Consider the following 25,338-nt stretch of genomic DNA (forward strand, 5'->3'; position numbering starts at 1 on the left):
GCCCCGCAGACCTTAGCCTGCGGGGCATCACTTTATATCGCGTTCACACGCTAAAGCTCAGACCCCTGAGCTTCAGCAGCAGCAGCATCGAGAGCATCCAGATCCGGATGACGGTGCAGGTTCAGCAGAGCCAAACCCAGGCCACCCCAAATGATCAGGATTGCCACAATGAGCATCACAATTGCGGAGATAGACATGAGGGCTCCTAACGGGTAATAGTCGAATCAACGTGGCCGTGCTCCACCTGACCGGAAATCACCGGAGGTGCCGGCGGCTCTTCAGCCGCACGAGACTTCTTCGACCAGGGCAAAAGAGAAATAACAATCGCGCCAACCACCAGCAGTGCGCTCATGCCCCAACCGAAAATCGCCAGCAGATCCGCGGGGTAACCCTCATACGGAGTCTGAATCAGCTTCCAAACGCTCTGAATCAGGGAGTAACCCAGAACCAGCGGAGTCACGACAGCCAGCAGACCCATCCAGATCTTGCCGACCTTGATGGAGGAGTAGCGGTTCAGGTGCTCAGCCAGAGCGGGCAGAGCACGCACCACGTATGCAACCACGATAATGGCGCACAGGCCGGCAGCCAGAATACCGAAGAGGTTCACGAAGTTATCGAGAATATCCAGTACGTACAGGCCGGTGGTGGTCGGCATCAGCAGTAGCGAAATCAGAGCCATCGGAACAATCACCAGAATGGTAGACGCCAGACGGGACGTCGCGAACTTATCCTGAATACCAGCGATAATCACCTCAAGAATCGAGATCAGGGAGGTGAAACCAGCAAAGAGCAGGGAGCCGAAGAAGAGGATACCAATCAGCACGCCGCCGGGCGCCTGAGAAATAATGGTCGGGAACGCGATGAACGCCAGACCAATACCGCTGGTCGCAACCTCGCTCACCTGGGTGCCAGCAGCCTGAGCCATGAAGCCCAGAGCCGCGAACACACCAATACCAGCAAGAAGCTCGAAACCGGAGTTCGCGAAACCAACCACAGCACCGGAACCGGTCAGGTCAGTCTTAGGCTTCAGATAGGAAGAATAGGTGACCATAATGCCGAAGCCAATGGACAGCGAGAAGAAAATCTGACCGTAAGCAGCAACCCACACATCGGGGTTAGCCAGGGAGTCCCAGCTGGGGGTGAACAAAGCGTTCAAGCCGTCCACAGCACCAGGCAGGGTCAGCGAGTAAATCACCAAACCAACGAACATGACCAGCAGCAGCGGGATGAAGATAATGTTGGCTGCGCCCACGCCCTTCTGAACACCCAGAGCCATCACAGCAAGCAGAACGCCCCACACCAGAACCATGGGAATCAGGATGTTCATGTTGAAGTCCAAGGAGACGCCGGGATCCTTTGCGACCTTCAAGAACTCGCCCTGGAAGAACGCCTTCGGGTTATCGCCCCACTCATTCGTGAAAGAGAAAACCATGTAACGCAGAGCCCACGCCACAATAGCGGCGTAGTAGATAGCGATGACAAAGTTGATACCCATGTGCCACCAGCCAATGAACTCGGTCTTACGGTTCAGACGGCGGAAAGCCAGCGGGGACGACGCACGCGCACGGTGACCGATTGCGTAGTCAAAGAACAGGAAGGTCAGACCGGCGGTCAGCAGGGCGACAATATAGGGAATCATGAAGGCGCCGCCGCCGTTATCAAATGCGATGTAGGGGAAACGCCAAATATTGCCCAGACCAACAGCAGAACCGATGGCGGCAAAGATAAAGACGCGACGGCTAGAGAAGCCTTCGCGCTTCGTGGGCGCCTTAGGGGTAGATGCTCCCATAGTTGTAAACCTCGAATGTGTGGGGACGCGGATGGTTGGTGCGAGAATAACCCGTCGGGGTGGGTGGGGCTCTGCTCGCGTCCAGAAATAGTAAACGGCTCTCCAACACGGGTTGGGCGTGGGAGCCGTCAAACGTCTGAAGGGTGGATGTGCGCCTCAGGCATGCCTATAAGGATTACCTTAAAGGCATATAGCGGTCAAGGAGACCCCAGCATACGGAACTATGCGGGACAGGGCACCCGCTCATACCTACCCTGAAAACCGGCACTGACTAGCCATAATGCAGAAAACCCCCGCTGAATCCAGTCAGATTCAGCGGGGGTTTTGAAGTATGAGACGCATCAGCACTTACGCCAGGGCACACGCTACACGACGGGTTTTAGCCTTCGCGGTGAACCACAGCGTGAGCGAAGGACTCCAGCGCAGCCTTCGCGGTGGATTCGGGCAACGGAGCAATCGCGGCAATCGCGCGGTCCGCCCAGTCGTAGGCGATCTGCCATGCTTCCTGGGTGACCGGGTGGGCGGCGAGCGCCTCCACAGCGGTCTCCAGAGCCTCGTCGGAGCTGAGGTCGGCATCCAGCAGAGCGCGAACAGCAATAGCAGATTCGTCGCCGGCGGCTACCGCGCGGTCCAGCAGGATGGTCGGCAGGGTCGGCACGCCCTCGCGCAGGTCGGTGCCGCGGGTCTTGCCGCTGGTCTTGCCGTCGCTCACAATGTCAATCACGTCGTCAGCCAGCTGGAATGCCACGCCGACCAGCTCGCCGTACGCCTTGACCATGGAGATAACCTCTTCGGAAGCACCCGAAAGCAGGGAGCCGTACTCGCCGGCTGCGGCAATCAGGGAGCCGGTCTTACCCTCAATGACGGCAATGTAGTGGTCCAGCAGGTCCTGACCCTCGCGGGGGCCGGTGGTCTCAAAGAGCTGACCGAGCACCAGACGTTCGAAGGTCTGGGACTGAATCTTCATGGGGCGGGTACCCAGCTCGGAGACCAGCAGGGATGCGCGGGAGAAGATCAGGTCGCCGGTGAGAATGGCGACGGAGTTACCCCAAATCATCTGGGCGCTGTCCACGCCGCGGCGCTTGGGGGCGTCGTCCATAACATCGTCGTGGTAGAGGGTTGCCAGGTGGGTCAGCTCAACGACCACGGCGGCTTCGATGACGTCATCGTTGATTTCGCCGTCTACGGCTGCGCAGAGCAGCGCCAGCAGGGGGCGCACGCGCTTGCCGCCCGCGGAGAGCAGGTGACGGGATGCGACGTCCGCAAGGTGGTCGGTCTGTGCGATGGCTTCTGCCAGGCGCTCCTCAATACGTGCGAGGGAGGAAAGAATCTGCGGACCCAGCTTGGGGTCTGCGGCGATGAGTTCGAAGCCTGCGGGAAGCTTCAGGTCGAGGTCTCCCAGCAGGTCGGTTGCGGCAATGGGCTGCTCTGCGTTGCTCACGGTGTCTTCTATCTTCTTGGTGTTGGTGTCTTCGGTGGTGTGTGAACGCGGTATCTATGCGTTGTGTGCTTCAGGCTTGAAACCGCGGTGAATGGCGACGATGCCGCCGGTGAGGTTGCGGTACTGTACGGAGGTGAAGCCCGCCTCCTTGAACTTCTGCGCCAGTTCCTGCTGGTTGGGCCAGGTGATGATGGACTCGGCGAGGTATTCGTAGGATTCGGGGTTGGAGGAGATTGCGCGGGCAATCGGCGGGATTGCCTTCATGATGTAGTTCTTGTAGACCGCGCCGAAGGGGGCGAAGGTCGGGGTGGAGAACTCGAGGATGACGATGCGTCCGCCGGGCTTGAGCACGCGGTAGATTTCGCTCAACGCCTTGGGGTAGTTGGCGACGTTGCGCAGACCGTAGGACATGGTCACTGCGTCGAAGGTTTCGTCGTCGAAGGGTAGAGCGGTGACGTCTGCCTGCACGAAGGTCATGTCGGGGCGGCGGCGGCGACCCACGTCGAGCATGCCTTCGGAGAGGTCTGCTGCGATGACGTCCACGCCGGCGTCGGCGAAGGGTTCGGAGGAGACTCCGGTGCCTGCGGCTACGTCCAGCACTTTCTGACCGGGGTGCGCGTCTACGGCTGCGACTGCCTGCTTGCGCCAGTAGATGTGCTGGCCGAGGGAGAGGATGCCGTTCATGAGGTCGTAGCGTTCGGCTACGGTATCGAACATGGCGGCGATGTCGCTGGTTTTCTTGTCTAGGGTTGCGCGGGTTGCGCGGGTGTTCTTCTCTGCGTTCACGCTCTCAATTGTGGCATGGAGGTTACTAGATTCGATAGTTGGGTAAACCGTAGTAGTGTCGCACGGTGCGTTAAGGTGCGTTCTGGAGTGGTTTTCGAGTCGCTAATTCGGGGTTTTATTCAGTTTTTGGGAGTGTGAATTATCCATATTCAGCAAAAATTTATGAATATTTATGTATATACTTGCATTTTTTAACATAGGCGCGCACAATAGACCATAGATTTCATAGAGCACACCCCACACAGGAGCATCCCAATGAACACCGCATCCCTCAAGAAGGCATCCCTTAAGCCCCTCGCACTGCTGGCAGTACTGCCCCTAGCGCTGACCGGCTGCGTCTCTACCGCCAACGAGAACTCCGACGCCAACGGCGAGGTCAGCCTCGTCAAGTCCGGCACCCTCAGCGTCTGCACCAACACCCCCTACAAGCCCTTCGAATACGAAGAAAACGGCACCATCGTCGGGCTGGATGCAGACATCGCCAACGCTATCGCCTCTGATCTGGGTGTGAAGGCTCAGCTGACCTCCATCAGCTTTGAGGGCCTGGACTCCGGTACCGGCCTGGCCACCGGTCAGTGCGATATCGCCCTTGCCGGTATCGGCGTGACCGACGAACGTAAGAGCAAGATGGAATTCACCACCGTCTACTTCGACGACAACCTGGCAATCCTGGTTCCCAAGGGTTCCTCCATCACCTCCGCCGCAGACCTGAAGGGTGTCAGCGTTGGTGCACAGCAGGCAACCAGCGGTGAAACCTACGCCAAGGAAAACGGTGCAGAGGTCATCCAGTACGAAGACACCTCCCTCATGTTCTCCGCCCTGAAGACCGGTCAGGTCAAGGCAGTCGCAGCGAACCTCTCCGTGGTGTCCGAGGCACTGACCAATGACCCGGACTCCTTCAAGATCGCCTACCAGGATTCCGAGAACACCGAGCAGATTGCCGCAGCAGTTTCCTCCAACAACAAGGCACTGCTGACCAAGGCAAACGCTACCATCGCCAAGCTCAAGGAAAACGGCGAACTCGACAAGATGAAGGCCAAGTGGGTTGGTGCCACTTCCTCCACCTCCGCGAGCGCCTCTTCCTCCGCTTCCTAAGCATCTAGCCGGTTAGTCTCCCCCAATTCAGGAGTACCCTTATTACTTTTGGGTTGGGGGATTCTCCGGCCTTTACCCCTTGTGAGCGTGTAGAACGCTCTTGACCGAACAGCACACGGATAAGAAAGCGCATGTCCTCTAAACTCTCACCCCGTCAGAAGCAGAAGCTCTTCCGCTACGCACAGTACGCCCTTCTGGCAGTTATCGCCCTGGCAGCCATTCTTCTGGCTGACTGGAAGACCCTCAGCCAGCAGGTATTCAACCTGGACGTTGCGGCTCAGCAGTTCCCCGACGTCATCACCGTGGCGTTGAAGAACACCCTGCTGTACACCACCTTGGGCTTCATCGTGGGCCTCTCCGGCGGTCTGCTGCTGGCGCTCATGCGTATTTCTTCTATCGCCCCCTACCGTTGGATTGCGACCCTGTACGTGGAGCTTTTCCGCGGTATCCCGGCACTGCTGGTTTTCTTCGCGTTCGGTTACGGTATTCCTCTGGCGTTCAAGATCCGCTTCGTGGATAACCTGATTCCGGTGACCCTGTCCCTGGGTATGGTTTCGGCTGCTTACATTAGTGAGGTTCTCCGTGCGGGCCTGCAGGCGATCCCGAAGGGCCAGATGGAGGCGGCACGCTCCCTGGGTATGTCCCACACTCGCGCGATGATTTCGATCATTATTCCTCAGGCGTTCCGCGTGGTTCTGCCCCCGCTGACCAACGAGGTTATCTTGCTGACCAAGGACTCCTCCCTCGTGTACCTGCTGGGCGTAACGGTTTCTCAGTACGAGCTGGCGAAGTTCGGTCGTGAGGGCCTGACCGCCGCTAACGCGGGCCTGACTCCCCTGGTGGTTGCGGGTCTGTGCTACCTGATTATCACTGTTCCGCTGGGCCAGCTTTCCGCATACTTTGAGCGCCGCACCCAGCTTGCGGGCCGCAAGTAAGCGCAACGACAGATACGGATTACGGAAGATACTATGACTGCTTCAACTTCATCCATGGCCGCCTCCTCGGTGCGCATTTCTAACCTGCACAAGTCCTACGGCAAGGTTCAGGTTCTCAAGGGCATTGACATGCAGGTCGAGCCGGGCGAGGTCGTGTGCCTTATCGGCCCTTCGGGTTCCGGCAAGTCCACCCTGTTGCGTTGCGTGAACCTGCTGGAGGAGCCGAACGACGGCACTATCATGGTGGGTGATACCGAGGTTACCGACCCGGACGTAGACATTAACCGCGTGCGTACCCATATGGGTATGGTGTTCCAGCAGTTCAATCTGTTCGGCCACCTGAACATTCTGGATAACTGCACTATCGCTCAGATTAAGGTTCTGGGTCGTTCCAAGGCGGAGGCGGAGGCGGTTGCCCTCGAGCAGCTCGCCAAGGTTGGTCTGGAAGGCAAGGAAGACCGCTTCCCGGCTCAGCTGTCCGGTGGTCAGCAGCAGCGTGTGGCTATTGCGCGTGCGCTGTCCATGAACCCGGACCTGATGCTCTTCGACGAACCGACCAGTGCGCTCGACCCGGAGATGGTCGGCGAGGTTCTGAGCATTATGCGCAACCTTGCCGACGAGGGCATGACCATGATCGTGGTGACCCACGAGATGGCGTTCGCCCGCGAGGTCGCCGATAAGGTCGTCTTCATGGCCGATGGCGTGGTCGTGGAGGAGGGTCCCGCCGATCAGGTGATTGGCAACCCCCAGCACGAACGTACTCAGGCTTTCTTGGCGCGCGTGCTCGATCCGACCCACGCCGTAGTAGACTAGTACTAGCTCTTGAAAAACGTAGCGGGCGGTGCTGTACGAAACATTCTGTTTCGCGCAGCACCGCCCGCTTTTTAATGCTCTAGTTCGCCGCTATTTCGGTTCTAGAAGATACGGCGCGCCACCTTGTCAAAGAGACGGTCCGGTAGCACGGTATGCAGGAACACGGAGGGCTTAGCACCGAAACCTACCAGGTAGCGGGTCTTGGGGCGGCGCGCCTCCAGGGCTCGCAGAATAGCGTTAGAGATAACCTTGGGCTCTGAAAGGTTAGAGGACGGCGAGTAGAGCTTACGCATATTTGCCGCAACCCGCTGCGCCTGAGCCGCGTAGACACCGTTTCGGGAGGATTCCTCCAGGTGGTCTGCCGCAATGAGTCCCCAGGGGGTCTTGATGCCGCCGGGCTCGATAATGACCACGTCAATACCGAACTCTTCAACTTCCATGCGCAGTGCATCACTGAACGCCTCAAGGGCGTACTTGGTGGCGTGGTACCAGGCACCCAGGGGCGAGGTAATACGCCCCGCCATCGAGGAGATATTCAGGATGCGCCCGCTGCCCCGTGCGCGCATATGCGGCAGTACCAGCTGGGTGAGGCGCGCCAGGCCGAAGAGGTTCACCTCGAACTGGCGGCGTGCCTCGTCGATGGGGACGTCTTCAATGGCGCCGTAGGATCCGTAGCCTGCATTGTTGATGAGCACGTCAATGCGGCCTTCTGCGTCAATAATCTGCTGTACGGCGGCTTCCATGGATGCTTCATCGGCAACATCCAGACTGAGCGCTTTCACACCCTCGGAGGCGAGCTCTTCAATCTTCTCAACGCGGCGGGCGGCACCGTAGACGGTGTAGCCGTAGCGCACCAGTAGCGGCGCCACGTCGTAGCCAATACCGGAGCTGGCCCCGGTGAGAAGAACGACCGGGCGTTGCAGTGACTTGGGCATTGCGTATCCTTTCGGGTTGCTCCCTGGAATGTTAGCGGGAGTGTACTTCTCAGGGTACGCTCGCGCGGGACGAACCGGCGTGCAAAAAGCTCAGGGCGTAGCGTGAGGGCATTCTCGCCAGCACATGTGAGAGCAGGAAGGCAGATAAAAAGCTCGCCGCGGCATCCTGTGCAGATGCGGCGGCGAGCTAAGGTTTTGGGGTCAGGGGTTTTGAGGCCGGGGTTTAGACCTCTTCGACGTCAATGTTGACCTTGGGTTCGGGGTGCGATTCGCCGGTCAGCATGGTCACCAGCAGGGTGGAGTCCTTCACGGCGCGCAGGGAGTGCAGCAGCTTAGCGGTCACGTGAATCGGCTTGCCGGGCACCAAGGTAATATCGCGGTCCTTCACATGGAAGATCACCTCGCCCTTGAGCACCTGCACGAAGATGGGGTGCACGCTGTGGTGCTCATGCCAGGACTGGCCTGCAGCCAGTTCCATGAGGGTCAGGTTGCCGCCGTCGGCATCAACAATCTTGCGAGCCTGGGGCTTATCTTCAAAGGGGGTCAGCGCTTCGGTGAGCTGGGGGAATACGAGGACGCGGCCTTCGTGGGTACCTGCCATGGTACGCACCTTTCTCTTCAGGGGTGAGTGAAAGGGGGTGCGCAACCCCCTCCCTAATATTGGTATTAAAAATACTAAATTTCTTATATTGTATTCCCCTCCCCACGCCGGGACAATACCTCAGCTCACATCGAACTGAAACATCCCGCGCAAGGAGGGGAACAACATTTACTGGTAACTCCACACCTTCGAATACGCGGAGCGATTACTATTACGCGGACGCAACAGGTTCACCATCAGCGCCGTCGTACCAAAGCTCACCGCAATAATCATGCAGGTCGCCGCAGTAAACGCACCACCGGGAATCGGCGCAAAAATCGCAATCAGATACAGGATCACCGCGCAGAACGACAGGAACAGCGTTGCAATCGTCATCAACGGCACCAGCACCAAACCACCACGCGCCGGCACCGCAAAATCTGCCGGACGCACATAACGCAACACACCCATACCCACAACCGTCCAGATGGCGGTGACCAGAATAGCGGTCACCACATCCGCCGGGCGGTGCCAACCATTAATAATCGTGGAGGCGCCCGTCAGGCAGGTCGCCAACGCCGCGCAGAGAGCCACCGTGGGCCGCAAGAAACGAGGCGCCGCCAAAAAGAGCGCCGCGCCAGCCGCCGCCGCGAAGGTCGTGTGGCCACTGGGCGCCGAGTTGCTCAGCGCCTCCTGAACGCCCAGGTCGGGCTTCACGATCAGATAGTGCTTAAGCAGATACGTACTCGTCACCGCCGCAGCCCCAACTAGCACGCCAATCAGCGAGGGCAGGAACCGGTGCTTCCAAATCAGCACCGCAATCAGACCCAGCACCGCAATCACACCAACAATCGTGGGCAAAGAATCCAGCGCCGTCAGGGTCGGACCGCGGTAACTCTTGAACTGGTTCGCGTACTCGGTGTACGCCTGCTCATCAACCTGCTGGCCGGTCGTCGTGTAAATGAAGAACACAAACGCGCCGTAGAGAGACAGGCCCAAGAACAGCAACGCCATCACGTGACGCATCAAAATACTGGTACTCGGAAGATGGTGCCCCTGCTCTTCGCCGGGACGATTCACCGGGCGGCCCGAAGCATCCACGGGAACCTGACCGGTCTGAACATACGCACCGTTCGGGTAGGCGGCGGCAGGATACGCCTCGGGAGGATAAGCCACCGGCTGCGGAGGTGCCTGCGGCGGCACACGCTGGGGAAGCGGCTGCTGGGCGCTTATCTGTTCAGCACCCATCTGAGGAGCGCCCATGTGTCCAGCACCCATATTGGCGTTCAGTGGGAAACCGCTTACGGGAGGCCTCGGCGGGTCAAGGCGGCGCGTAGCCTGCATGGGTTCATCCGCACCGTAGTGCCCCTGGGAAGCGCGTTCCTGCGGCGAGGGAATCGTCTCAGGAATCTTAATGGGGGCACGGTAAACGCGCGGCAAAGGACGGGTCGCGCCAATAACTTCTGTAGAGTCCTGGTGCGAAGAAATAACTTCGGTATTCGCCGATTCAGCGTTTACGGAACCCGCATTTGCAGAACCCACAGACGTAGCTTCGTGAGCCGGCGACGAACCGTAATCCATCAAAACTTTCGTACGGTCATCACTGTGCGTAGCGGCAGGGGTAGCCGTTTCGTGGGAGGTGAGCACCTGGGTAGCATCCTGATAATCAGAAAGCACCGCAGTCGGGTCCTGATAATCAGAAAGCACCGCAGTCTCATCAGAGGAAAACACCGTAGTGGGCGCATTGTCAGCAGCGGCCGCATGCACATCAGCGGGGTGAAGCACACTGGTAGCATCGAGGTTTTCGGAACTCTCCCAACCGGAGTTTCCCGAACCCGATGTATTTGCCGGTGTTTTCTTCTTCATACCCCTTCGTACCTTCTTGCCCTCATGTCTGTTAGCCATACCCGAGCCCGCCGATGCCAGCCCCTCAAAACGGTAGCCCCCAAGCTGCCGTTTTATGCGAAGCACCGTCCGAGTTCTCGGGCGAATAACTACCTACTATCCCAGGTTAAGCTATGAAAAACTAAAGTTTTTTCGACCACAACCTGAGAGTTTCCAGAGAATGCGTGACAGGGTGCGAGCGCACCCACCCGCCCCCAGAATGTTATGGTGAGCTCATAGCGCATCACAGAAGGGCAGATACCTTGAACACCAGTATGAGCGTGCCGCCTCTCGGCTACGGTTTTCACCTCACGAACACTCCCCTGCCGCCGCTGCAGGAGGTTCTGGAGAACCTGTTCACGGTCGAAATTCCGATGACGGTCACCTTCCGCGGGGTCAATAGCCGCCAGAGCGCGCTGATTTGCGGCCCGTACGGCTGGGGCGAGTTCGCGCCCTTCCTCGAGTACGGTCCGCAGGAGTCTGCGGCGTGGCTTGCCTGCGCGCTAGAGGCGGCATGGTTGCCTGCCCCGGAGCCGGTGCGTACGCGCATCCCGCTGAACGCGACCCTGCCCGCGGTGCCCGCCGAGCGTGTGCCGGAGGTGCTCGCCAAGTACGAGGGTGAGATTCAGGAACTGAAAATCAAGGTGGCGGAGAAGGGTCAGAGCCTCGCCGACGACGTGGCCCGCGTGGCCGCCGCGCGCGAGGCGCTCCCGAATGCGCGTCTGAAGGTGGACGCGAACATGGGCTACGCCCTCGCCGGTGCCCTTGATGCGCTGCGCAAGTTCTGTGAGTACGGCATTATCTACGCCGAACAGCCGGTGGCAACCATTGAGGATATGGCTGCGCTCCGCTTTGCCATTGCTAAGGAGGGGCTGCCCGCCCGCATTGCCGCAGACGAGTCAATCCGCAAAGCGGAAGACCCTCTGAAGGTGGCTCGCGCGAACGCCGCGGACCTGATGGTTATCAAAGCGGCACCGCTGGGCGGTGTACGCCGTGCGCTCGCGCTGGTGGAGCAGGCGCAGCTTCCGGCGGTGGTTTCTTCTGCGTTGGAGTCTTCGGTGGGCATTGCCACCGGTGCCTCTCTGGCGGCTTCCCTACCGACCTTGAGGTACGGGTGCGGTCTGGGCACGGTCTCCCTCATGGCTGAGGACGTTACCGACGAGCCGCTCATCGCCCGCGACGGGTTCATGGACCTGCGCACCATCACCCCCAGCCTGCAGCGCCTGGAGCGTCTCGCCACCGACAAGCAGACCCGCCAGTGGTGGGTGGAGCGCGTCACCGCCTGCTACCGGGTTCTGGAACGCACCTGCGGACTGTGAAGACTGCAGTTGTCAAGGTCGCGCCTGTGAAGGGTAACCATAACTGAATGAAAAACCTTACGGCATTAGAATGGTACGGTGACTGAAAACCGCTCAACCCCCGCCATGCTCACCGCAGTATCCGTGCTCGATTCGCTGATTCGTGCCGGTATGCGGCATGTTGTCGTGTCTCCGGGATCCCGCAGCGCACCTCTTGCGTACGCTATTGCCGCCGCCGCTGAAGCCGGCGCCCTCATTGCGCACGTGCGCGTGGACGAGCGAAGTGCAGCCTTTACCGCCCTGGGTATTGCCAAGGCGTCCGGTCAGCCCGTGGGTCTGGTGTGCACCTCCGGTACGGCACTGGGCGAGTACGTGCCCGCCGTCATGGAGGCGTATCACGCCGGTGTGCCCCTGGCGGTGCTGAGCGCTGACCGCCCGGAGCGTCTGCGCGGTAGCGGCGTGAATCAGACGACCCGCCAGGCGAGTTTCTTCTATCCTTTTGTGCGTGGTGAAGCTGATTTGACCTCCTACCCCGAGCAGGTGGAGGGCGAGCAGACTCAGGCTTTTGCGGCGTGCTTGAACGCGCTGACCGGTCGTAGCGCCGAGCATTGGCGCAAGCAGTCTGCCGAGCCGATTGGCCCGGTGCACCTGAACATTTGTTTTGATACGCCGCTGACCCCCTCGGGTCGTTTTGCGCAGATGCTGCCGCAGTGGGCGCAGAGCCTGCTGGAGGATTACGACCCGCAGGCTGAGGGCCGCGCCCGCGCCGCCCGCGCTGAGGGCTCAGGGCTCTCCAGCGCCGAGCAGCGTTGGCTTCTGGATTCTTTGGAGGCGCAGGCGGACCTGGCGGAGTTCACCCCGGCGCACCGTACCGTGGTGGTTGCCGCTGACGGTGCCGGCGAGTTTGCGGCGGAGTTCGCGCGCGTGCTGAACCTGCCACTGTTTGCGGAGCCTTCCTCCGAGGCGCGCCACGGCGCAACCTCCATTCCTCACTACCCGCAGCTGCTCGCTGATGGTTCGTTCGCCCCCGCCGCCCAGATTGAGCGTGTGGTGCTCTTCGGCCACCCGACGCTCTCGCGCCCGATTACCGCACTGCTGGAACGCAAAGATATTCAGTGCGCGTTCTACGCCCCGCGCCGCGCCAGCTGGTACGAGCCGGGCGCTCGCTCCTTCGTGGAACTGTCGACCCCGCATGAGCTTGCCGAGTTTGCGTGCGCATCCTCTGCTGCCGCTGATGAGCTGGTGGACGAGCTGAGCTGGCTAGAGCAGTGGGTTGAGCCCGCCCGCGAGCTGCAGGATGAGTGTCTGCGCGCCATTGCCGCCTACGAACACCCCGGTGCTGAGAGCTCGGTTGACTACACCGATTACCGCAACCGCACCGCCGGCCGCTCCTACGCCCGCCGCGTCTGGCAGGATGCGGTGGCTCAGCGCCGCCTCATGGTGCTGGGTTCATCAAACCTGGTGCGTGATTTGGATGCGGCGGCCCCCGCCCTGGGTGAGCCCGCCCCCGCACGCGTGTTTGCTAATCGCGGTCTTGCCGGTATTGACGGCACGATTGCGACCGCTATCGGTGTGTCTCTGTCGGGCTACTACCCTGCCGGTGTGGATGAGAACTCCCGCCCGGTCATTGGTGGTACCGCCCTGCCGGTGACCCTGCTGTGCGGTGACCTGACCTTCCAGCACGATGTGTCCTCGCTGAACCTGCCGAATACGGAGCTTCTTCCCGAGCTGCGTGTTGAGGTCTTTGACGATGCCGGCGGCGGTATTTTCACGACCCTTGAACACGGTGATATGGCTCGTCAGGAGCAGTTCACCGCCGCTGTGGACCGTTTCTTCACGGTGGCTGCCGCCCCGAATACTGATTTGGCGCGCATGGCTGCCGGGTTTGGCACCGAATCGGGCGTTGAGGTGCGCATTCACACACCCTAAAGCTGTTTCTAAAGGCAGCAGGCTAAGCCCCGTGCGCAGGGTTGAACGATATACTGAAAATTACCTGTGCCATAGCCTTCCGTGGCTGAACGCTAGCCGGTCGTAGCGGTTTCACTCGCCGCTGCATTCGCGTTTTTTGCGCGCCTGCTGACGTAAGGCACCCTATCTATCATTTATTGACATTCACGCTCTTGCCGCTGATGCACACCGCCCGCAACCCGAGGTTTTACCCCGGTGAGCCCGGCGCATGCGGCGGACGTTGCTCCCAAGGATTCTCATGAGCTCACTCGATATTATTGTTGCTGTCCCCTCTGGAGCCGGTTGGGTTCCCGTACACGCCATGGCGGAGCTTCTCGCCCGCTACACCGGCGGCACCGTGCACACCGTGGATGTGGGCGCATCCCTCAGCAAGGAAACGAAGCTTCTGGCGCGTCTGCCCCGCCTCAAGGGCGGCTCCAAGCGCTGCCTGGTGATTGCTTCTGATCCCGGTCAGCTGTACGCCATTTCGCAGCGTTCCTTCGCGTTCTGCCGCTACGGCGCGATTTACGGCTGGGTGATTGATAGCTTCTGGGATGACCGTATTCCCGCGGTGGCTAAGTCCTCCACCTACGACCGTATTTTCGTTGCGGACGTTGATGACGTTCAGCCCTGGACTGCCGCGGGCGTGAAGGCCCCCGGCGTTCTGCCCTGGGGTGCGGATGTTTGGAGTGCTTTCTCTGACCGTCTGGCTGCGCTGGAGTCGAAGAGCACCGACCTGCTACGCGTGGGCCGTCAGCCCGCCGCCTACGAAGATGACGAGGCGACCGCCGCTCTCGCCGGCGAGCTGGGTCTGAGCTTTGAGGGCCGCCCGCCCTTCGGTGCAAATGACCGCGAGTCGGCTCAGCACCTGCAGAATTCTCTGAACCGCGCGAAGTTCCTGCTGGCGTTCTCCACTTCGGTCAGCCCGGCACCGTACACTCACCCGACCAAGGAGTACATCACCGGCCGTTGGACCGACGCTCTGGCTTCGGGCGTGACCGTGGTCGGCAAGGTTCCGAACACCATCACCGTACGTGAAATCCTTTGGGATGGCGCGACCATCGACATTGATCACGCGGATGCACGCGCGGGCCTCGCGCAGGTTGCCGATGCGGTCTCCCGCTGGACTCCAGCGCAGGGTGAGCAGCAGATTCGTCAGGCTCTGCAGCATCTGGATTGGCGTCACCGTTTCGTGCAGCTTTGCGAGGCAATGGGTGAAGTCCCGGCTTCTTTGGCGGCTGATTGCGAGGCAATGCGCGCCCAGTACGTTCAGCGCTAAATACGTGCCCTAAGGTTATGGGTATATAAAAGGTGAGGGCTGGTTTCTATCATAGAAACCAGCCCTCACCTGCATTTATGCCCCATGAGGCATATTGCATACGGGGTTTTAGTACGAAGCCTGACCCAGAGTAATCGGACCCGTGAAACCACTGGTGTCCGGGTGATCCGCTTCGAGATATGCCGCTACCGGTGCACCTTCAAGCTGAGCCAAACGATCCAGCAGGAAGCGAGTAGCACCCGGTGCATACGGCAGCTTATACATTGCCGCGGTCGTCGCCTCGTCATCACGATTTAAAGTGGAGGAACGAATCGACTCAATAGCGGTCACCATGGTGTTGCGTTCACGCTCCACGAAGGTGCGGTCTACCGGCTCACCGTTACCGGGCACAAACACGCGGTAGCGATCAAATTCGAGCACGGCGCCGAGAGTATCAATCCAACGGTCGGGGAAAGAATCCTCGAAGTAGGGATCGGTACCCTCTTCAATCAGACCGCCCATGAACAGCACGTCATCAACACCGACCATAATGTCACCGTCGGTGTGGCCGGGTCCCATGTACATGAGGGTTGCGCTACGCTCACCCAGGTCGATGGGGGTGAAAGTGATGCCGTCGCCCCTATTGGCGACCAGGCGGTTGGGAACAACAATATTGGTGGCGGCACCCTGATTGTGTGCCATTTCCGGTTCCAGCGTCTCGACGTAGGGACGCTGCGCCTCACCGTATTTACGGATTGCACGCGCGGCGCGAGGATGCGCCCAGAATTCTTCGGTACCCATTGCCGCGAAAACATCGTTACCGAAGAAACGCTCATAGTGTCCATGAGTGTTTACGACGGTGATAGGAAGGCGCGTGAGACGGCGAACCTCATCATAGATTTCGGTTGCCTGACGGGGACCTGCGCCGGTATCCACGACAAGTGCCCGTTCCAGTCCGAGGACCAGTCCGGTGTTCAGTCGGTAGTTGTCGGTCGCAATACGGTACACGCCGTCTGCGAGTTCAATAGTACGAGCCATAGATACAACCCTACTGTAATTTTTGGCGACTGAGGGGCTATTCGGCCTTCTGGAGAACATATTTTTGCACTATTGCACGCCTCTAAGGGGATAAAAGTGCATCATTCTGCATAATTCGGCCTCTACGGACAGCTGATACGTGATGCTTGACAACCTCCACAGATTGATTAGCCGGGTAGCGCGTTCCCTCGGCTAGTCCAGCGCCGGTTAGGAGCCAGTGAGCAGTCAGTGAGGAGCCCGTGGGAATCTGAGCAGGAACCAGAAATCGCGCCCTATAGGATAGGAGTATGACTTCTTCCTCTAGCCTTTCCTCTGCTCAGCTTGCAACTCTGCCGTTCCCCAGCGGCACCGGACGCTACGCCCCCTCCCCTTCGGGTGATTTGCACCTGGGTAATTTGCGTACCGCTATTCTGGCGTGGGCGATGGCGCGCCGCGGCGGCAAGCCCTTCTACCTGCGCGTGGAGGATCTGGACCGTGTGCGCCCGGGCGCGGCGGAACGCCAGATTGCTGATTTGGCGGCTCTGGGTCTGGATTGGGATGCGAGCCCCGGCAGCGCGGCAGAGAGCACCGAGGGCAAGGAAGCAGGTGTGCTGTACCAGAGCACGCGCCTTGCCGCCTATGAGCAGGCGGTTGCGCAGCTGCGCGAGGCGGGTCTCGTGTACGAGTGCTACTGCACCCGCCGCGAAATTCAGGAGGCCTCGAGCGCCCCGCACGGTGCACCGGGCGCCTACCCGGGTACTTGCCGCGAGCTGACGGAGGCACAGCGGGAGGAGCGCCGCACCCAGCGTCCGCCGGCTCTGCGCCTGCGTGCTGAGTGCACGAGCTACACCGTGCAGGATGATTTTTACGGCGCATACACCGGCCTGGTGGATGATTTTGTGCTGGTGCGTAATGACGGCACCTACGCCTACAACCTGACCTCCGTGGTGGATGACGCCTTTGTGGGGGTTGAGCAGATTGTGCGCGGCGATGATCTGTTGCCTTCTGCGCCCCGCCAGTCGTATTTGGCGCAGCTTTTGGGTTTGGCGCAGCCGCGTTACGCTCACGTGCCGCTGGCGCTGAACGAGGAGGGTAAGCGCCTGGCGAAGCGTGATGGTGCGGTGACTCTGCCGCAGTTACGTGAGGCGGGCGTTGAGATTCCGACGATTTTGGGGTGGATTGCCGCGTCTATTCCGGTGTATAACGCTGATGGTTCCGCTCATTCTGCGGATGTTCCAGTGCCCAATGCAGCAGCGATTTTGGAGCGTTTTGACCCGGCTCGTATGGCTACTGAACCGTGGGTCGTGAGGGATCTCTAAGCCTCTGTGACATTGTCGTGTAACAGTTCAACACTCCGAACGGCTTTTAAATTTTTCGTTTAATTCGTTTTAGATGCATATGCCATTGAGCGTTTGCGTTGCTTTTCAACTACATATCTTTCACTCAAGTGCCCGAAACCCTGATTTTCAGGGGTTTTTCGGGCACTTTTTCGCACACGCTCCCACATTGCCCCACGTGTACGACCAAGGAATTTACACAGCAAATACATATTTATTCCATAGCTTCTCATTCCTAGACGTCAAATAGACTTTATTTTCAGCCCCTCAAAGCCTAGACTGTATCCTATGCCACTCATAAAGTTATGGGGTAGCGCATAAATACACACAGGCGCACACTATCACCAGGAGAGAAGGAACATTATGGCCGCGAGTACATACCAGGTCATCGCGCTGGCGATTTATTTTGTTGCCATGATCGCAATCGGCCTATGGGCAAATAGCAAAAACAACAGTCTTGACGACTATGTGCTGGGCGGGCGACAGCTCTCCCCCACCGTCGCCGCTCTCTCAGCGGGCGCCTCCGATATGTCCGGTTGGCTCCTCATGGGTCTGCCCGGCGCCGTCTACCTCAGCGGCCTCTCCCAGGCGTGGCTCGCCGTCGGTCTGACCATCGGCGCATGGTGCAACTGGAAGTTCGTGGCACCGCGACTGCGTAGCTACACCGAAGTAGCAGGCGACGCAGTGACCGTCCCCGTCTTCCTGAGCAACCGCCTCCATGACACCAAGCGCGTGCTGCGCATCGTCTCCGGTGTCGTGATTCTGGTGTTCTTCACCTTCTACGTCTCCTCCGGCATGGTGTCCGGCGGTCTGTTCTTCAAGTCCTCCTTCGGACAGGAATACCACACCGGTATGCTCCTGCTGGCAGGCATCACCGTGTTCTACACCTTCTTCGGCGGCTTCATGGGCGCATCCTACACCGACATGGTTCAGGGCCTGCTCATGCTCGCAGCACTGATTGCCGTTCCGGTCGTCACTATTATTAACCTCGGCGGCGTGGGCCCCGTGGTTGAGTCCATCAGCCAGGTAAGCCCCGACGCACTGAGCATCTTCGCAGGCACCACCTTCGCCGGTATCGTTTCGTCCCTCGCATGGGGTTTGGGCTACTTCGGTCAGCCGCACATTATCGTGCGATTCATGGCGATGCGCACCCCCGCGGACGCTAAGTCCGGCCGCCGCATCGGCATCAGCTGGATGGTCCTGACCGTGTTCGGCGCACTGAGCGGCGCGTTCATGGGTATCGCATACTTTGCACGCCACCCCGAGGCATCCCTCACCAACCCGGAAACCGCTGAGTCGGTCTTCCTGGACCTCTCCCAGATTCTGTTCCACCCCCTCGTTGCGGGCCTGATTCTGGCTGCGGTTCTGGCGGCAATTATGTCCACTCTCTCCTCGCAGCTGATCGTGTGCTCCTCCGCTCTGGTGGAGGACCTCTACGGCATCTTCTCCTCGAAGAAGCTCAGCGCATCCAAGTCCCTGTGGCTCGGCCGTGCAGGCGTGGCAATCGTGGCGCTGGTCGCCGGTGCCCTGGCATGGAACCCCAACAGCTCCATTCTGCAGCTGGTCGCATTCGCTTGGGCTGGCTTCGGTTCGGCATTCGGCCCGACCGTTCTGCTCTCCCTCTACTGGCGTAAGCTGACCACCCAGGGTGCACTCGCCTCCATGATTACCGGTGCCGTTGTGGCATTCGCATGGGGCCAGAGCCCGATGAAGTCCGTGCTCTACGAAATGGTTCCCGGCTTCGCTTCGGCATTGCTGGTCGCAATCATCGTCTCCCTGGTCACCTACAAGAAGAACCAGGTCATTGACGAAGAGTTCGACCGCGCGGTAGAGCTCGCGAAGGTCAAGTAAAGGTTTGACTCAATAAACCTCCGCATTCAGCGGATATATCGAGGACAGCTCAGCGAACCTCCAGAACCTTTATCGAAAGTGAGGACGTAGGTTCGCCCCCATCCCCGGCAGCCCGGTACTACAGCGTGTAGTGCCGGGCTATTTCCTTTTCCTTGAGAAAGGTACCAGTTTTCTGTTCCTCGCTTATATCAAGAACAGCATGATATATTCAAATCATGAAGATTCTTAGTTTCAGAGTAAAGAACCACAAGAGCCTCAGGGACGAGACTGCTTTAGAGCTTCTAGACCCGTCCTTTAAGACGCTCACTCCTAGCTCAGGTAAAACCTGGGACGATTCCATACATACAGTAGCAGGTATATTTGGTGCCAATGCATCAGGAAAATCCAATCTTCTTGATGCTCTGCGGTACTTTATAGCTGCAGTCAGGCACTCATCTACGTTATGGCAAAATGGCAAGAAAATTCCCTACGCCCCTTTTAGGCTAGACCAGAAAAGCAAAAACTCAGATAGTGTTTATGAACTGGATTTTCTTATCGATGATGTGCGTTATCGATATGGTTTTGGAACATCTGCACAAGGTATCACGTTTGAATACTTAGACCATATACCAAACAAGCGATGGAAAAAGATATTCACACGAGAACGCCTAGACTCCGGGGAGTACAAAGTTTCATTTGCAAGTGGAATTCAGAAGATAGAAGTAAGTAGCCGCGAACTTATACTTTCCCGGGCTGGAACTCTCAATCGAAACGACTCAATTCAGGAGATTTTTAAAAACATTTCGAACGGTATAGATTTTATTTCCCTTCCTAAGAATCAAAACTCTCGCATTAATAGAATCATAGCCGCTTTGGATGAAAAATCCATCTCATTTAACGAGATTGAGTCACTCTTGCAAATTGCTGATATTGGAATCCAGAAAGTCGATTTGTGGCGACATGAAAGTGAATACGACCCTAATAATCCAAATAGTTCCGACCCTAACATTCCACCAAAAATCATATTTGATCTCATGCGAAGCTTATCTTCTACTCAAGATTCGAATCAGGGCGATGAGACTAATAGCACTGAAAAACCAAGTTTACAAAAACTAATCCAACGTCGCCTAGAATTCATCCACCATTCCAGTGACGCTAACCCATCTCCCTTATATTTGAATGATGAGAGTGATGGAACCTTGGCCTGGTTGGTGGTATCTTTTGCTGCGCTCAAGGCTATCCGGTCTGGGGGAATTGTTTGTGGGGATGAGCTAGATTCTAGCTTGCATCCGTACTTGGTATATCTTCTTATCCGTCTATTTACAGATGAATCCATTAATACCCAGGGCGCCCAGTTAATTTTTACAACTCATGACGCTACAATTCTAAATCAGCAAGAACAACTTGGGCTAACCTATAACAATATATGGTTTACTGAGAAAAGCCGAGAAGGAGTCACCGATTTATTTTCCTTAGGAGATTTTCCCCATAAGGATAATAAGAATATTGAACGCCTCTACTTATCAGGAGTATACGGAGCGGTACCCTTTACAGCAGCCAGCCTGTTTGAACCACTTGTTAATTTTTCTCCCTCTGACTACATCACAAAGGGGGATATTGATGAGCGGTAGGCGCAGTCTTCGACGAGACCCTCGTAAACCTCGTGCTATGAAAAAAAGAATACTTATATGCGTCGAAGGGGAAAATACTGAAATAAGATATTTCCAGAGTCTCATCCAAGAACTTAGATCAGAAAAAACCCATGTTTTTGTTGACAAACCCAAAGGGACCGACCCGATGAGCATCCTTACAGGATGCCTAAATAACACAGGTGAATATTCTGAACGTTTTTGCGTCATCGATGTTGACCAGCACCAAAATTTAGAGAAAGCTCTTAGCGATGCAGCCAAAAATGGCATCTCTATAGTGGTTACAAATATTAAATTTGAGGTATGGCTCCTATGGCATATTGATGACTTCCCAAATAGTTATATGTCAAGTTCTGATATAAATAAACGGGTAAAAAATATATGCAAAAAATTCCCTTTTATGACAGGCCGAAACAACAAGGACTTGCATAGCAGCTTTCCTATTGGCAATTATCATGAGGCATCGATTAGAGCTAGAAGAAGAGACCCAAATATGGCTTTTAACAAGAAGGGCCCAAACCCTTCGAGTGCTATGCCGCTTCTAATCGATAAAATTATCAATGGATAAATAACATCCATTTCATATTGAGAAAGCCCGGGCCGCACACACGTTGCCCGGGCCTTCTTCTATGCCCGGGCAACGTAGAATAGGGTCTATGACTGCACAACTTCCCGAAAAGGTCTCGGACATCTTCAACCCCGCCGACTGGCGCGTCGTCGAAGGCTTCGAAGACTTCACCGACATCACCTACCACCGCCAGGTTCAGCGCGACGAAAACGGCGAAATCGTACGCGATCTGCCCACCGTGCGCATCGCGTTCGACCGCCCCGAGGTGCGCAACGCATTCCGCCCGCACACCGTGGACGAACTCTACCGCGCCCTCGACCACGCACGCATGACCTCCAACGTAGGCACCGTGCTGCTCACCGGCAACGGCCCCTCCGCCAAGGACGGCGGCTGGGCATTCTGCTCCGGCGGCGACCAGCGCATCCGCGGCCGCGACGGCTACCACTACGCCAGCGGTGACACCGCAGAAAGCATCGACCCGGCACGCGCAGGCCGACTGCACATCCTTGAAGTGCAGCGCCTCATCCGCACCATGCCCAAGGTCGTTATCGCCCTCGTCTCCGGCTGGGCTGCAGGCGGCGGCCACTCCCTGCACGTAGTTGCTGACCTGACCATCGCCTCCGAAGAGTACGGCAAGTTCAAGCAGACCGACGCAACCGTCGGCTCCTTCGACGCAGGCTACGGTTCGGCGCTGCTCGCACGCCAGGTGGGTCAGAAGTTCGCCCGCGAAATCTTCTTCCTTGCCAAGGAATACAACGCACAGCGCATGTACGAAATGGGCGCAGTCAACGACGTCGTTCCCCATGCAGAGCTCGAGAACAAGGGCCTGGAATACGCGGCGCATATTGCCCGCCAGTCCCCGCAGGCAATCCGCATGCTCAAGTACGCCTTCAACCTGCCCGACGACGGCATGCTCGGCCAGCAGGTCTTCGCCGGTGAGGCAACCCGCATGGCATACATGACCGACGAGGCCGTGGAGGGTCGCGACGCGTTCTTGCAGAAGCGTGACCCGGACTGGTCCAACTACCCCTACTACTTCTAAGAGATAGCCCTTCTACAGAAGTAGTTTCAGATGCATAGGCTCGGAGCCAGATTCAACCCTGAGAACCTCAGCTAAGAATCCGGCTCCGGCGCATTTGATGCCGCACCGGCATATGACACCGGCGCATGACAGCACGCAGCCGCGACAAACAGCCGCTAAGGATTTAGCCATGATGAACACCCCCGTACCCGGGCTCGCGCCCTCCCCCGCCCCGCAGGAGGCTGCCCTGCACCCGCAGGCGGTACAGGTGCGCGCCGATCAGCCCGCCGACCCTCACGCCATGCTGAGCGCCTTTGAGCAACTACTGGGCGGGTACGCGGCGGATGCCGATGCAGCTGCGGAGCCTATCGCCCTGGTGGTGGGCACCTCCGGATCCACCGGAACCCCCAAACGCACCGCGCTGACCGCGCGAGCTCTTGCCGCCAGTGCGGTAGCCACCGAGCGCTTCTTCGGCTCAAACTCCGATGCCGCCTCGCAGTGGCTCCTGGCCCTTCCCGCGCACTATATTGCCGGCGCGCAGGTACTCGCCCGCTCCGTGCTCGCAGGCACCGCCCCGGTCATTGCCCGCTCCGTCATTGAGCCCGTGCACTTTAGCCCCGAGGTCTTCCTGCAGGCGGTTGAGCGCATGAGCTCGGCACGCCGGTTTATCTCCCTGGTACCCACCCAGCTCCATAAGCTGCTCGAAAGCGCGGACGCCAACCCGCACCTGGGCGCTGAAATTCACGAGGCGCTCGGATCCTTCACTGGAATCCTACTTGGAGGCGCCCCCGCCAGCGCCGACCTGCTCGCCGCCGCCACCGCCCTGGGGCTGAACACGGTGACCACCTACGGTAGCGCCGAAACCGCCGGCGGATGCGTCTACTCCGGCTCCATACTGCCCGGCGTGCGGGTTGAGCTCGTGCCCGAAGAAGGTATGCCCGCCGTGCCGGATATTGAGGGGAAGCCGGCGAATGAAGAGTCTGTGCAGGTGGGTCGTATTTGGATCAGCGGAGCGCACCTCGCCAGCGGCTACATTGGCGACGCCGCCCGCACCGCCGAGCACTTCTTCACCGCCGCCGACGGCACCCGCTGGTACCGCACCGACGACTACGGGCTGTTGAGCCCTGCAGCGGCTCCCAACAGCACTGCACACAGCAACGAGCAACGCCTACAGGTGCTCGGCCGTAGCGACGACGTACTCATCAGCGGAGGCGTAAAAATCTCCGCCCGCGCCGTGGCGACCGTCCTCGAAGAGCACCCCGCCGTACGCGAAGCCTGCGTAGTCGGCCTGCCCGATGCCCGCTGGGGCACCGCCATTGCCGCCGCAGTCACGCTCGTACCTTCTGCCGGTGCTGCACCTGCTGAGAATAGCCCCGCCCTGAACGAAGAACTCAGCGCCCTGCTGCGTGCCCGCTGCACCGAAAAGCTCGGTGCCCCCGCCGCACCCAAGCAGCTGAGCATCCTGCCGGATTTCCCGCTCACCAGCACCGGCAAGCCGGACCGCGCAGAAATATACAGTATCCTGGACAGAGACTACCGTCAGGGCTAAAGCAGGCTCATCCGCGGGTTTCACCCCGCACACGCAGCCGCCCGCACGCCCTGACCGTCACACACAAAACCCACGCATCATACGCACTTAGACCCGGAAGGAACCCCCGTGGCAACTGCCGCCCAATGGATTGAAGGCGCTCGCCTGCGCACCCTGCCGCTCGCCGTCGCCCCCATTATTGCCGGCTCAGCTGCCGCCTACGAGGTCAACGAATTCAAGCCGCTCTACGCGTTCTTGGCGTTCCTCGTCGCATTCTTCCTGCAGGTCGGCGTGAACTACGCCAACGACTACTCCGACGGTATCAAGGGAACCGATGAAGACCGCGTGGGTCCGCTACGCCTCGTCGGTTCCGGCGTGGCAAGCCCTCGCTCCGTCAAGTACGCCGCCTTCGCCTGCTTCGGCCTAGCGATGCTTGCCGGTCTTGCCCTGGTGGCTCTGGCGAACCAGTGGTGGTTCCTGGCGATTGGCGCCTCCAGCGTCTTCGCGGCGTGGGGCTACACCGGCGGCAAGCACCCCTACGGCTACATGGGCCTGGGCGATGTGTTCGTCTTCGTCTACTTTGGTCTGGTTGCGACCCTGGGCACCCTCTACACGCAGGCGCACACCCTGACCCTGCTCGGCTGGGTTGGTGCTATCGGCATTGGTTTGATTTCCTGTGCGCTGCTCATGGCGAATAACGTGCGTGACATTCCCACCGACATTGAGGCGGGCAAGCTGACCATGGCGGTCCGCCTGGGCGAACGCTGGTCACGCATTACCTACATCGTGGAGATGGCGCTGGCCCTGGGTCTGGGCGTGCTCCTGCTCGATGAGAACCCCTGGTTCCTGCTGATCTTCCTGCTGGTCGGCCCGACCATCCACTCCTGCGTGACCGTGTGGACGCGCGGCGGCCGCGACCTGATCCCCGTGCTCAAGCAGGCGGGTATTGTGGCGTTCGTGTACTCCGTGATTCTTGCCCTCGCCGTGTGGCTGGGCTCGCTGGATATTATTAGCCACGAGGTTCAGGTGTTCACCGGCTACTAAGCCGACGTACAAATCTGCGCCGGATTGCCGCGCCGTTACGCCGTTGGCGGGCACCCGGTTCACAGTTCCGCAATAACGCGGCGGTATGTCATAGTAGTGCTTATGATTCGAGCCATGCTGATTATTGGCGGCGCCGCCCTCATCGTGGGGCTGACCCTTTACACCCTCTTGGACGCCGTCCGCACCCCCGCACACGAGGCGCGAACCCTGCCCAAGTGGCTGTGGGTTCTCGTCACCCTGCTCTTCCCCGTGGTGGGCCCGCTCATGTGGCTTATTCTGGGCCGCCCCAAAACACAGCCAGCAGCACAGCCCGCAGCAGGCGCTCCTCGCCCCGGCTTCGGTCAGCGACGCAGCACCCCGGCGCCCTCGGTGTCTTCCCCCGACGACGATGAAGAGTACCTGCGCTGGCTCAAAGCAAAAGCAGAACGCGAACGCCGCAGCCGCGAGGCAGAATCGAACAACAAGCAGGATTCTGAGCGTAAGGATTCCGAGCCTAAGGACCCTGAGCTTAAGGATCCCGAGGACGGCACGCCGAATCAGGGCAGTTAGGTTTGGCGGCTCTTCCGAGTTGAGTGTGGGTGAC

The 25,338-nt window shown here is 58.9% G+C and carries 22 protein-coding genes; 14 read left to right on the plus strand and 8 right to left on the minus strand.

Annotation, left to right across the window (positions count from 1 at the left end):
• Positions 1 to 50: 50 nt before the first annotated feature.
• The 4 genes from HMPREF2884_RS08980 to HMPREF2884_RS02375 form a co-directional block, all read right to left on the minus strand.
• Positions 51 to 197, minus strand: a complete 147-nt coding sequence (locus HMPREF2884_RS08980; RefSeq protein WP_083309666.1) for a methionine/alanine import family NSS transporter small subunit — start codon at positions 195 to 197, stop codon at positions 51 to 53.
• 8 nt (positions 198 to 205) lie between these two features.
• On the minus strand, positions 206 to 1,789 hold the full coding sequence (locus tag HMPREF2884_RS02365) for a sodium-dependent transporter (protein WP_070615271.1): 1,584 nt from the start codon (positions 1,787 to 1,789) through the stop codon (positions 206 to 208).
• A 379-nt stretch (positions 1,790 to 2,168) separates the two neighbouring features.
• Positions 2,169 to 3,230: a polyprenyl synthetase family protein gene (locus tag HMPREF2884_RS02370; protein ID WP_005504796.1), complete on the minus strand. Its 1,062-nt coding sequence runs from the start codon at positions 3,228 to 3,230 to the stop codon at positions 2,169 to 2,171.
• Positions 3,231 to 3,284: 54 nt separating this feature from the next.
• Positions 3,285 to 4,016 (minus strand): demethylmenaquinone methyltransferase, encoded by a 732-nt coding sequence (locus HMPREF2884_RS02375; protein WP_005504795.1) that lies wholly within the window; start codon positions 4,014 to 4,016, stop codon positions 3,285 to 3,287.
• 255 nt (positions 4,017 to 4,271) lie between these two features.
• On the opposite strand from HMPREF2884_RS02375, the gene HMPREF2884_RS02380 reads away from it, so the two are divergent.
• The 3 genes from HMPREF2884_RS02380 to HMPREF2884_RS02390 all read left to right on the plus strand — a co-directional run bounded on the left by HMPREF2884_RS02380 (position 4,272) and on the right by HMPREF2884_RS02390 (position 6,859).
• On the plus strand, positions 4,272 to 5,111 hold the full coding sequence (locus HMPREF2884_RS02380) for an ABC transporter substrate-binding protein (RefSeq protein WP_005508313.1): 840 nt from the start codon (positions 4,272 to 4,274) through the stop codon (positions 5,109 to 5,111).
• A 131-nt stretch (positions 5,112 to 5,242) separates the two neighbouring features.
• The gene (locus tag HMPREF2884_RS02385; RefSeq protein WP_005504788.1) at positions 5,243 to 6,046 is read left to right on the plus strand and encodes an amino acid ABC transporter permease; all 804 of its coding nucleotides are present in this window, start codon (positions 5,243 to 5,245) and stop codon (positions 6,044 to 6,046) included.
• A gap of 33 nt (positions 6,047 to 6,079) precedes the next feature.
• Complete coding sequence (locus HMPREF2884_RS02390) at positions 6,080 to 6,859, plus strand: amino acid ABC transporter ATP-binding protein (RefSeq protein ID WP_049349160.1); 780 nt, start codon at positions 6,080 to 6,082, stop codon at positions 6,857 to 6,859.
• 101 nt (positions 6,860 to 6,960) lie between these two features.
• Here the strand turns inward: HMPREF2884_RS02390 and HMPREF2884_RS02395 are convergent, their stop codons facing one another.
• The 3 genes from HMPREF2884_RS02395 to HMPREF2884_RS02405 form a co-directional block, all read right to left on the minus strand.
• Positions 6,961 to 7,794, minus strand: a complete 834-nt coding sequence (locus tag HMPREF2884_RS02395) for an oxidoreductase (RefSeq protein WP_070615274.1) — start codon at positions 7,792 to 7,794, stop codon at positions 6,961 to 6,963.
• Positions 7,795 to 8,017: 223 nt separating this feature from the next.
• Complete coding sequence (locus HMPREF2884_RS02400) at positions 8,018 to 8,395, minus strand: cupin domain-containing protein (protein WP_049327511.1); 378 nt, start codon at positions 8,393 to 8,395, stop codon at positions 8,018 to 8,020.
• Positions 8,396 to 8,563: 168 nt separating this feature from the next.
• The gene (locus HMPREF2884_RS02405) at positions 8,564 to 10,240 is read right to left on the minus strand and encodes a phosphatase PAP2 family protein (protein WP_070615277.1); all 1,677 of its coding nucleotides are present in this window, start codon (positions 10,238 to 10,240) and stop codon (positions 8,564 to 8,566) included.
• A gap of 293 nt (positions 10,241 to 10,533) precedes the next feature.
• Here HMPREF2884_RS02405 and HMPREF2884_RS02410 point away from each other — a divergent pair, with 293 nt between their 5' ends.
• The 3 genes from HMPREF2884_RS02410 to HMPREF2884_RS02420 all read left to right on the plus strand — a co-directional run bounded on the left by HMPREF2884_RS02410 (position 10,534) and on the right by HMPREF2884_RS02420 (position 14,782).
• The gene (locus HMPREF2884_RS02410) at positions 10,534 to 11,577 is read left to right on the plus strand and encodes an o-succinylbenzoate synthase (protein WP_070615280.1); all 1,044 of its coding nucleotides are present in this window, start codon (positions 10,534 to 10,536) and stop codon (positions 11,575 to 11,577) included.
• Positions 11,578 to 11,655: 78 nt separating this feature from the next.
• Positions 11,656 to 13,485, plus strand: coding sequence for a 2-succinyl-5-enolpyruvyl-6-hydroxy-3-cyclohexene-1-carboxylic-acid synthase (gene menD / locus HMPREF2884_RS02415; RefSeq protein ID WP_070615281.1), 1,830 nt, complete (start codon positions 11,656 to 11,658; stop codon positions 13,483 to 13,485).
• 277 nt (positions 13,486 to 13,762) lie between these two features.
• A complete protein-coding gene (locus HMPREF2884_RS02420; protein WP_070615284.1) occupies positions 13,763 to 14,782 on the plus strand; it encodes a glycosyltransferase in 1,020 nt (339 codons plus the stop codon).
• A 108-nt stretch (positions 14,783 to 14,890) separates the two neighbouring features.
• Here the strand turns inward: HMPREF2884_RS02420 and HMPREF2884_RS02425 are convergent, their stop codons facing one another.
• Positions 14,891 to 15,799 carry an MBL fold metallo-hydrolase gene (locus HMPREF2884_RS02425; protein WP_070615287.1) on the minus strand — a complete coding sequence of 303 codons (909 nt, stop codon included), beginning with the start codon at positions 15,797 to 15,799 and terminating at the stop codon, positions 14,891 to 14,893.
• 287 nt (positions 15,800 to 16,086) lie between these two features.
• Here HMPREF2884_RS02425 and gluQRS point away from each other — a divergent pair, with 287 nt between their 5' ends.
• The 8 genes from gluQRS to HMPREF2884_RS02455 all read left to right on the plus strand — a co-directional run bounded on the left by gluQRS (position 16,087) and on the right by HMPREF2884_RS02455 (position 25,304).
• A complete protein-coding gene (gene gluQRS / locus HMPREF2884_RS02430) occupies positions 16,087 to 17,097 on the plus strand; it encodes a tRNA glutamyl-Q(34) synthetase GluQRS (RefSeq protein WP_070615290.1) in 1,011 nt (336 codons plus the stop codon).
• A 381-nt stretch (positions 17,098 to 17,478) separates the two neighbouring features.
• Positions 17,479 to 18,966: a sodium/proline symporter PutP gene (gene putP, locus HMPREF2884_RS02435; protein WP_070615293.1), complete on the plus strand. Its 1,488-nt coding sequence runs from the start codon at positions 17,479 to 17,481 to the stop codon at positions 18,964 to 18,966.
• 215 nt (positions 18,967 to 19,181) lie between these two features.
• A complete protein-coding gene (locus HMPREF2884_RS08985; RefSeq protein WP_083309667.1) occupies positions 19,182 to 20,576 on the plus strand; it encodes an AAA family ATPase in 1,395 nt (464 codons plus the stop codon).
• Positions 20,577 to 20,613: 37 nt separating this feature from the next.
• Positions 20,614 to 21,162, plus strand: coding sequence for an RloB family protein (locus HMPREF2884_RS08990; protein WP_246827908.1), 549 nt, complete (start codon positions 20,614 to 20,616; stop codon positions 21,160 to 21,162).
• 88 nt (positions 21,163 to 21,250) lie between these two features.
• On the plus strand, positions 21,251 to 22,204 hold the full coding sequence (locus HMPREF2884_RS02440; RefSeq protein ID WP_070615297.1) for a 1,4-dihydroxy-2-naphthoyl-CoA synthase: 954 nt from the start codon (positions 21,251 to 21,253) through the stop codon (positions 22,202 to 22,204).
• A gap of 169 nt (positions 22,205 to 22,373) precedes the next feature.
• Positions 22,374 to 23,732 carry an AMP-binding protein gene (locus HMPREF2884_RS02445; protein WP_070615300.1) on the plus strand — a complete coding sequence of 453 codons (1,359 nt, stop codon included), beginning with the start codon at positions 22,374 to 22,376 and terminating at the stop codon, positions 23,730 to 23,732.
• Between the two features lie 108 nt (positions 23,733 to 23,840).
• Positions 23,841 to 24,755 (plus strand): 1,4-dihydroxy-2-naphthoate polyprenyltransferase, encoded by a 915-nt coding sequence (locus HMPREF2884_RS02450; RefSeq protein ID WP_070615303.1) that lies wholly within the window; start codon positions 23,841 to 23,843, stop codon positions 24,753 to 24,755.
• Between the two features lie 102 nt (positions 24,756 to 24,857).
• Positions 24,858 to 25,304, plus strand: a complete 447-nt coding sequence (locus tag HMPREF2884_RS02455) for a PLD nuclease N-terminal domain-containing protein (protein ID WP_070615306.1) — start codon at positions 24,858 to 24,860, stop codon at positions 25,302 to 25,304.
• Positions 25,305 to 25,338 lie beyond the last annotated feature (34 nt).

The sequence above is a fragment of the Rothia sp. HMSC073B08 genome, assembly GCF_001812975.1.
GTDB classification, from domain to species: domain Bacteria; phylum Actinomycetota; class Actinomycetes; order Actinomycetales; family Micrococcaceae; genus Rothia; species Rothia mucilaginosa.

Bases quoted from the DNA above. Each gene is read 5' to 3' on its own strand.
- HMPREF2884_RS08980 (WP_083309666.1), bottom strand. From the start codon at position 197: ATGTCTATCTCCGCAATTGTGATGCTCATTGTGGCAATCCTGATCATT.
- HMPREF2884_RS02365 (WP_070615271.1), bottom strand. From the start codon at position 1,789: ATGGGAGCATCTACCCCTAAGGCGCCCACGAAGCGCGAAGGCTTCTCT.
- HMPREF2884_RS02380 (WP_005508313.1), top strand. From the start codon at position 4,272: ATGAACACCGCATCCCTCAAGAAGGCATCCCTTAAGCCCCTCGCACTG.
- HMPREF2884_RS02385 (WP_005504788.1), top strand. From the start codon at position 5,243: ATGTCCTCTAAACTCTCACCCCGTCAGAAGCAGAAGCTCTTCCGCTAC.
- HMPREF2884_RS02390 (WP_049349160.1), top strand. From the start codon at position 6,080: ATGACTGCTTCAACTTCATCCATGGCCGCCTCCTCGGTGCGCATTTCT.
- HMPREF2884_RS02395 (WP_070615274.1), bottom strand. From the start codon at position 7,794: ATGCCCAAGTCACTGCAACGCCCGGTCGTTCTTCTCACCGGGGCCAGC.
- HMPREF2884_RS02400 (WP_049327511.1), bottom strand. From the start codon at position 8,395: ATGGCAGGTACCCACGAAGGCCGCGTCCTCGTATTCCCCCAGCTCACC.
- HMPREF2884_RS02405 (WP_070615277.1), bottom strand. From the start codon at position 10,240: ATGAAGAAGAAAACACCGGCAAATACATCGGGTTCGGGAAACTCCGGT.
- HMPREF2884_RS02410 (WP_070615280.1), top strand. From the start codon at position 10,534: ATGAGCGTGCCGCCTCTCGGCTACGGTTTTCACCTCACGAACACTCCC.
- HMPREF2884_RS02420 (WP_070615284.1), top strand. From the start codon at position 13,763: ATGAGCTCACTCGATATTATTGTTGCTGTCCCCTCTGGAGCCGGTTGG.
- HMPREF2884_RS02425 (WP_070615287.1), bottom strand. From the start codon at position 15,799: ATGGCTCGTACTATTGAACTCGCAGACGGCGTGTACCGTATTGCGACC.
- gluQRS (WP_070615290.1), top strand. From the start codon at position 16,087: ATGACTTCTTCCTCTAGCCTTTCCTCTGCTCAGCTTGCAACTCTGCCG.
- putP (WP_070615293.1), top strand. From the start codon at position 17,479: ATGGCCGCGAGTACATACCAGGTCATCGCGCTGGCGATTTATTTTGTT.
- HMPREF2884_RS08985 (WP_083309667.1), top strand. From the start codon at position 19,182: ATGAAGATTCTTAGTTTCAGAGTAAAGAACCACAAGAGCCTCAGGGAC.
- HMPREF2884_RS08990 (WP_246827908.1), top strand. From the start codon at position 20,614: ATGAAAAAAAGAATACTTATATGCGTCGAAGGGGAAAATACTGAAATA.
- HMPREF2884_RS02440 (WP_070615297.1), top strand. From the start codon at position 21,251: ATGACTGCACAACTTCCCGAAAAGGTCTCGGACATCTTCAACCCCGCC.
- HMPREF2884_RS02445 (WP_070615300.1), top strand. From the start codon at position 22,374: ATGATGAACACCCCCGTACCCGGGCTCGCGCCCTCCCCCGCCCCGCAG.
- HMPREF2884_RS02455 (WP_070615306.1), top strand. From the start codon at position 24,858: ATGATTCGAGCCATGCTGATTATTGGCGGCGCCGCCCTCATCGTGGGG.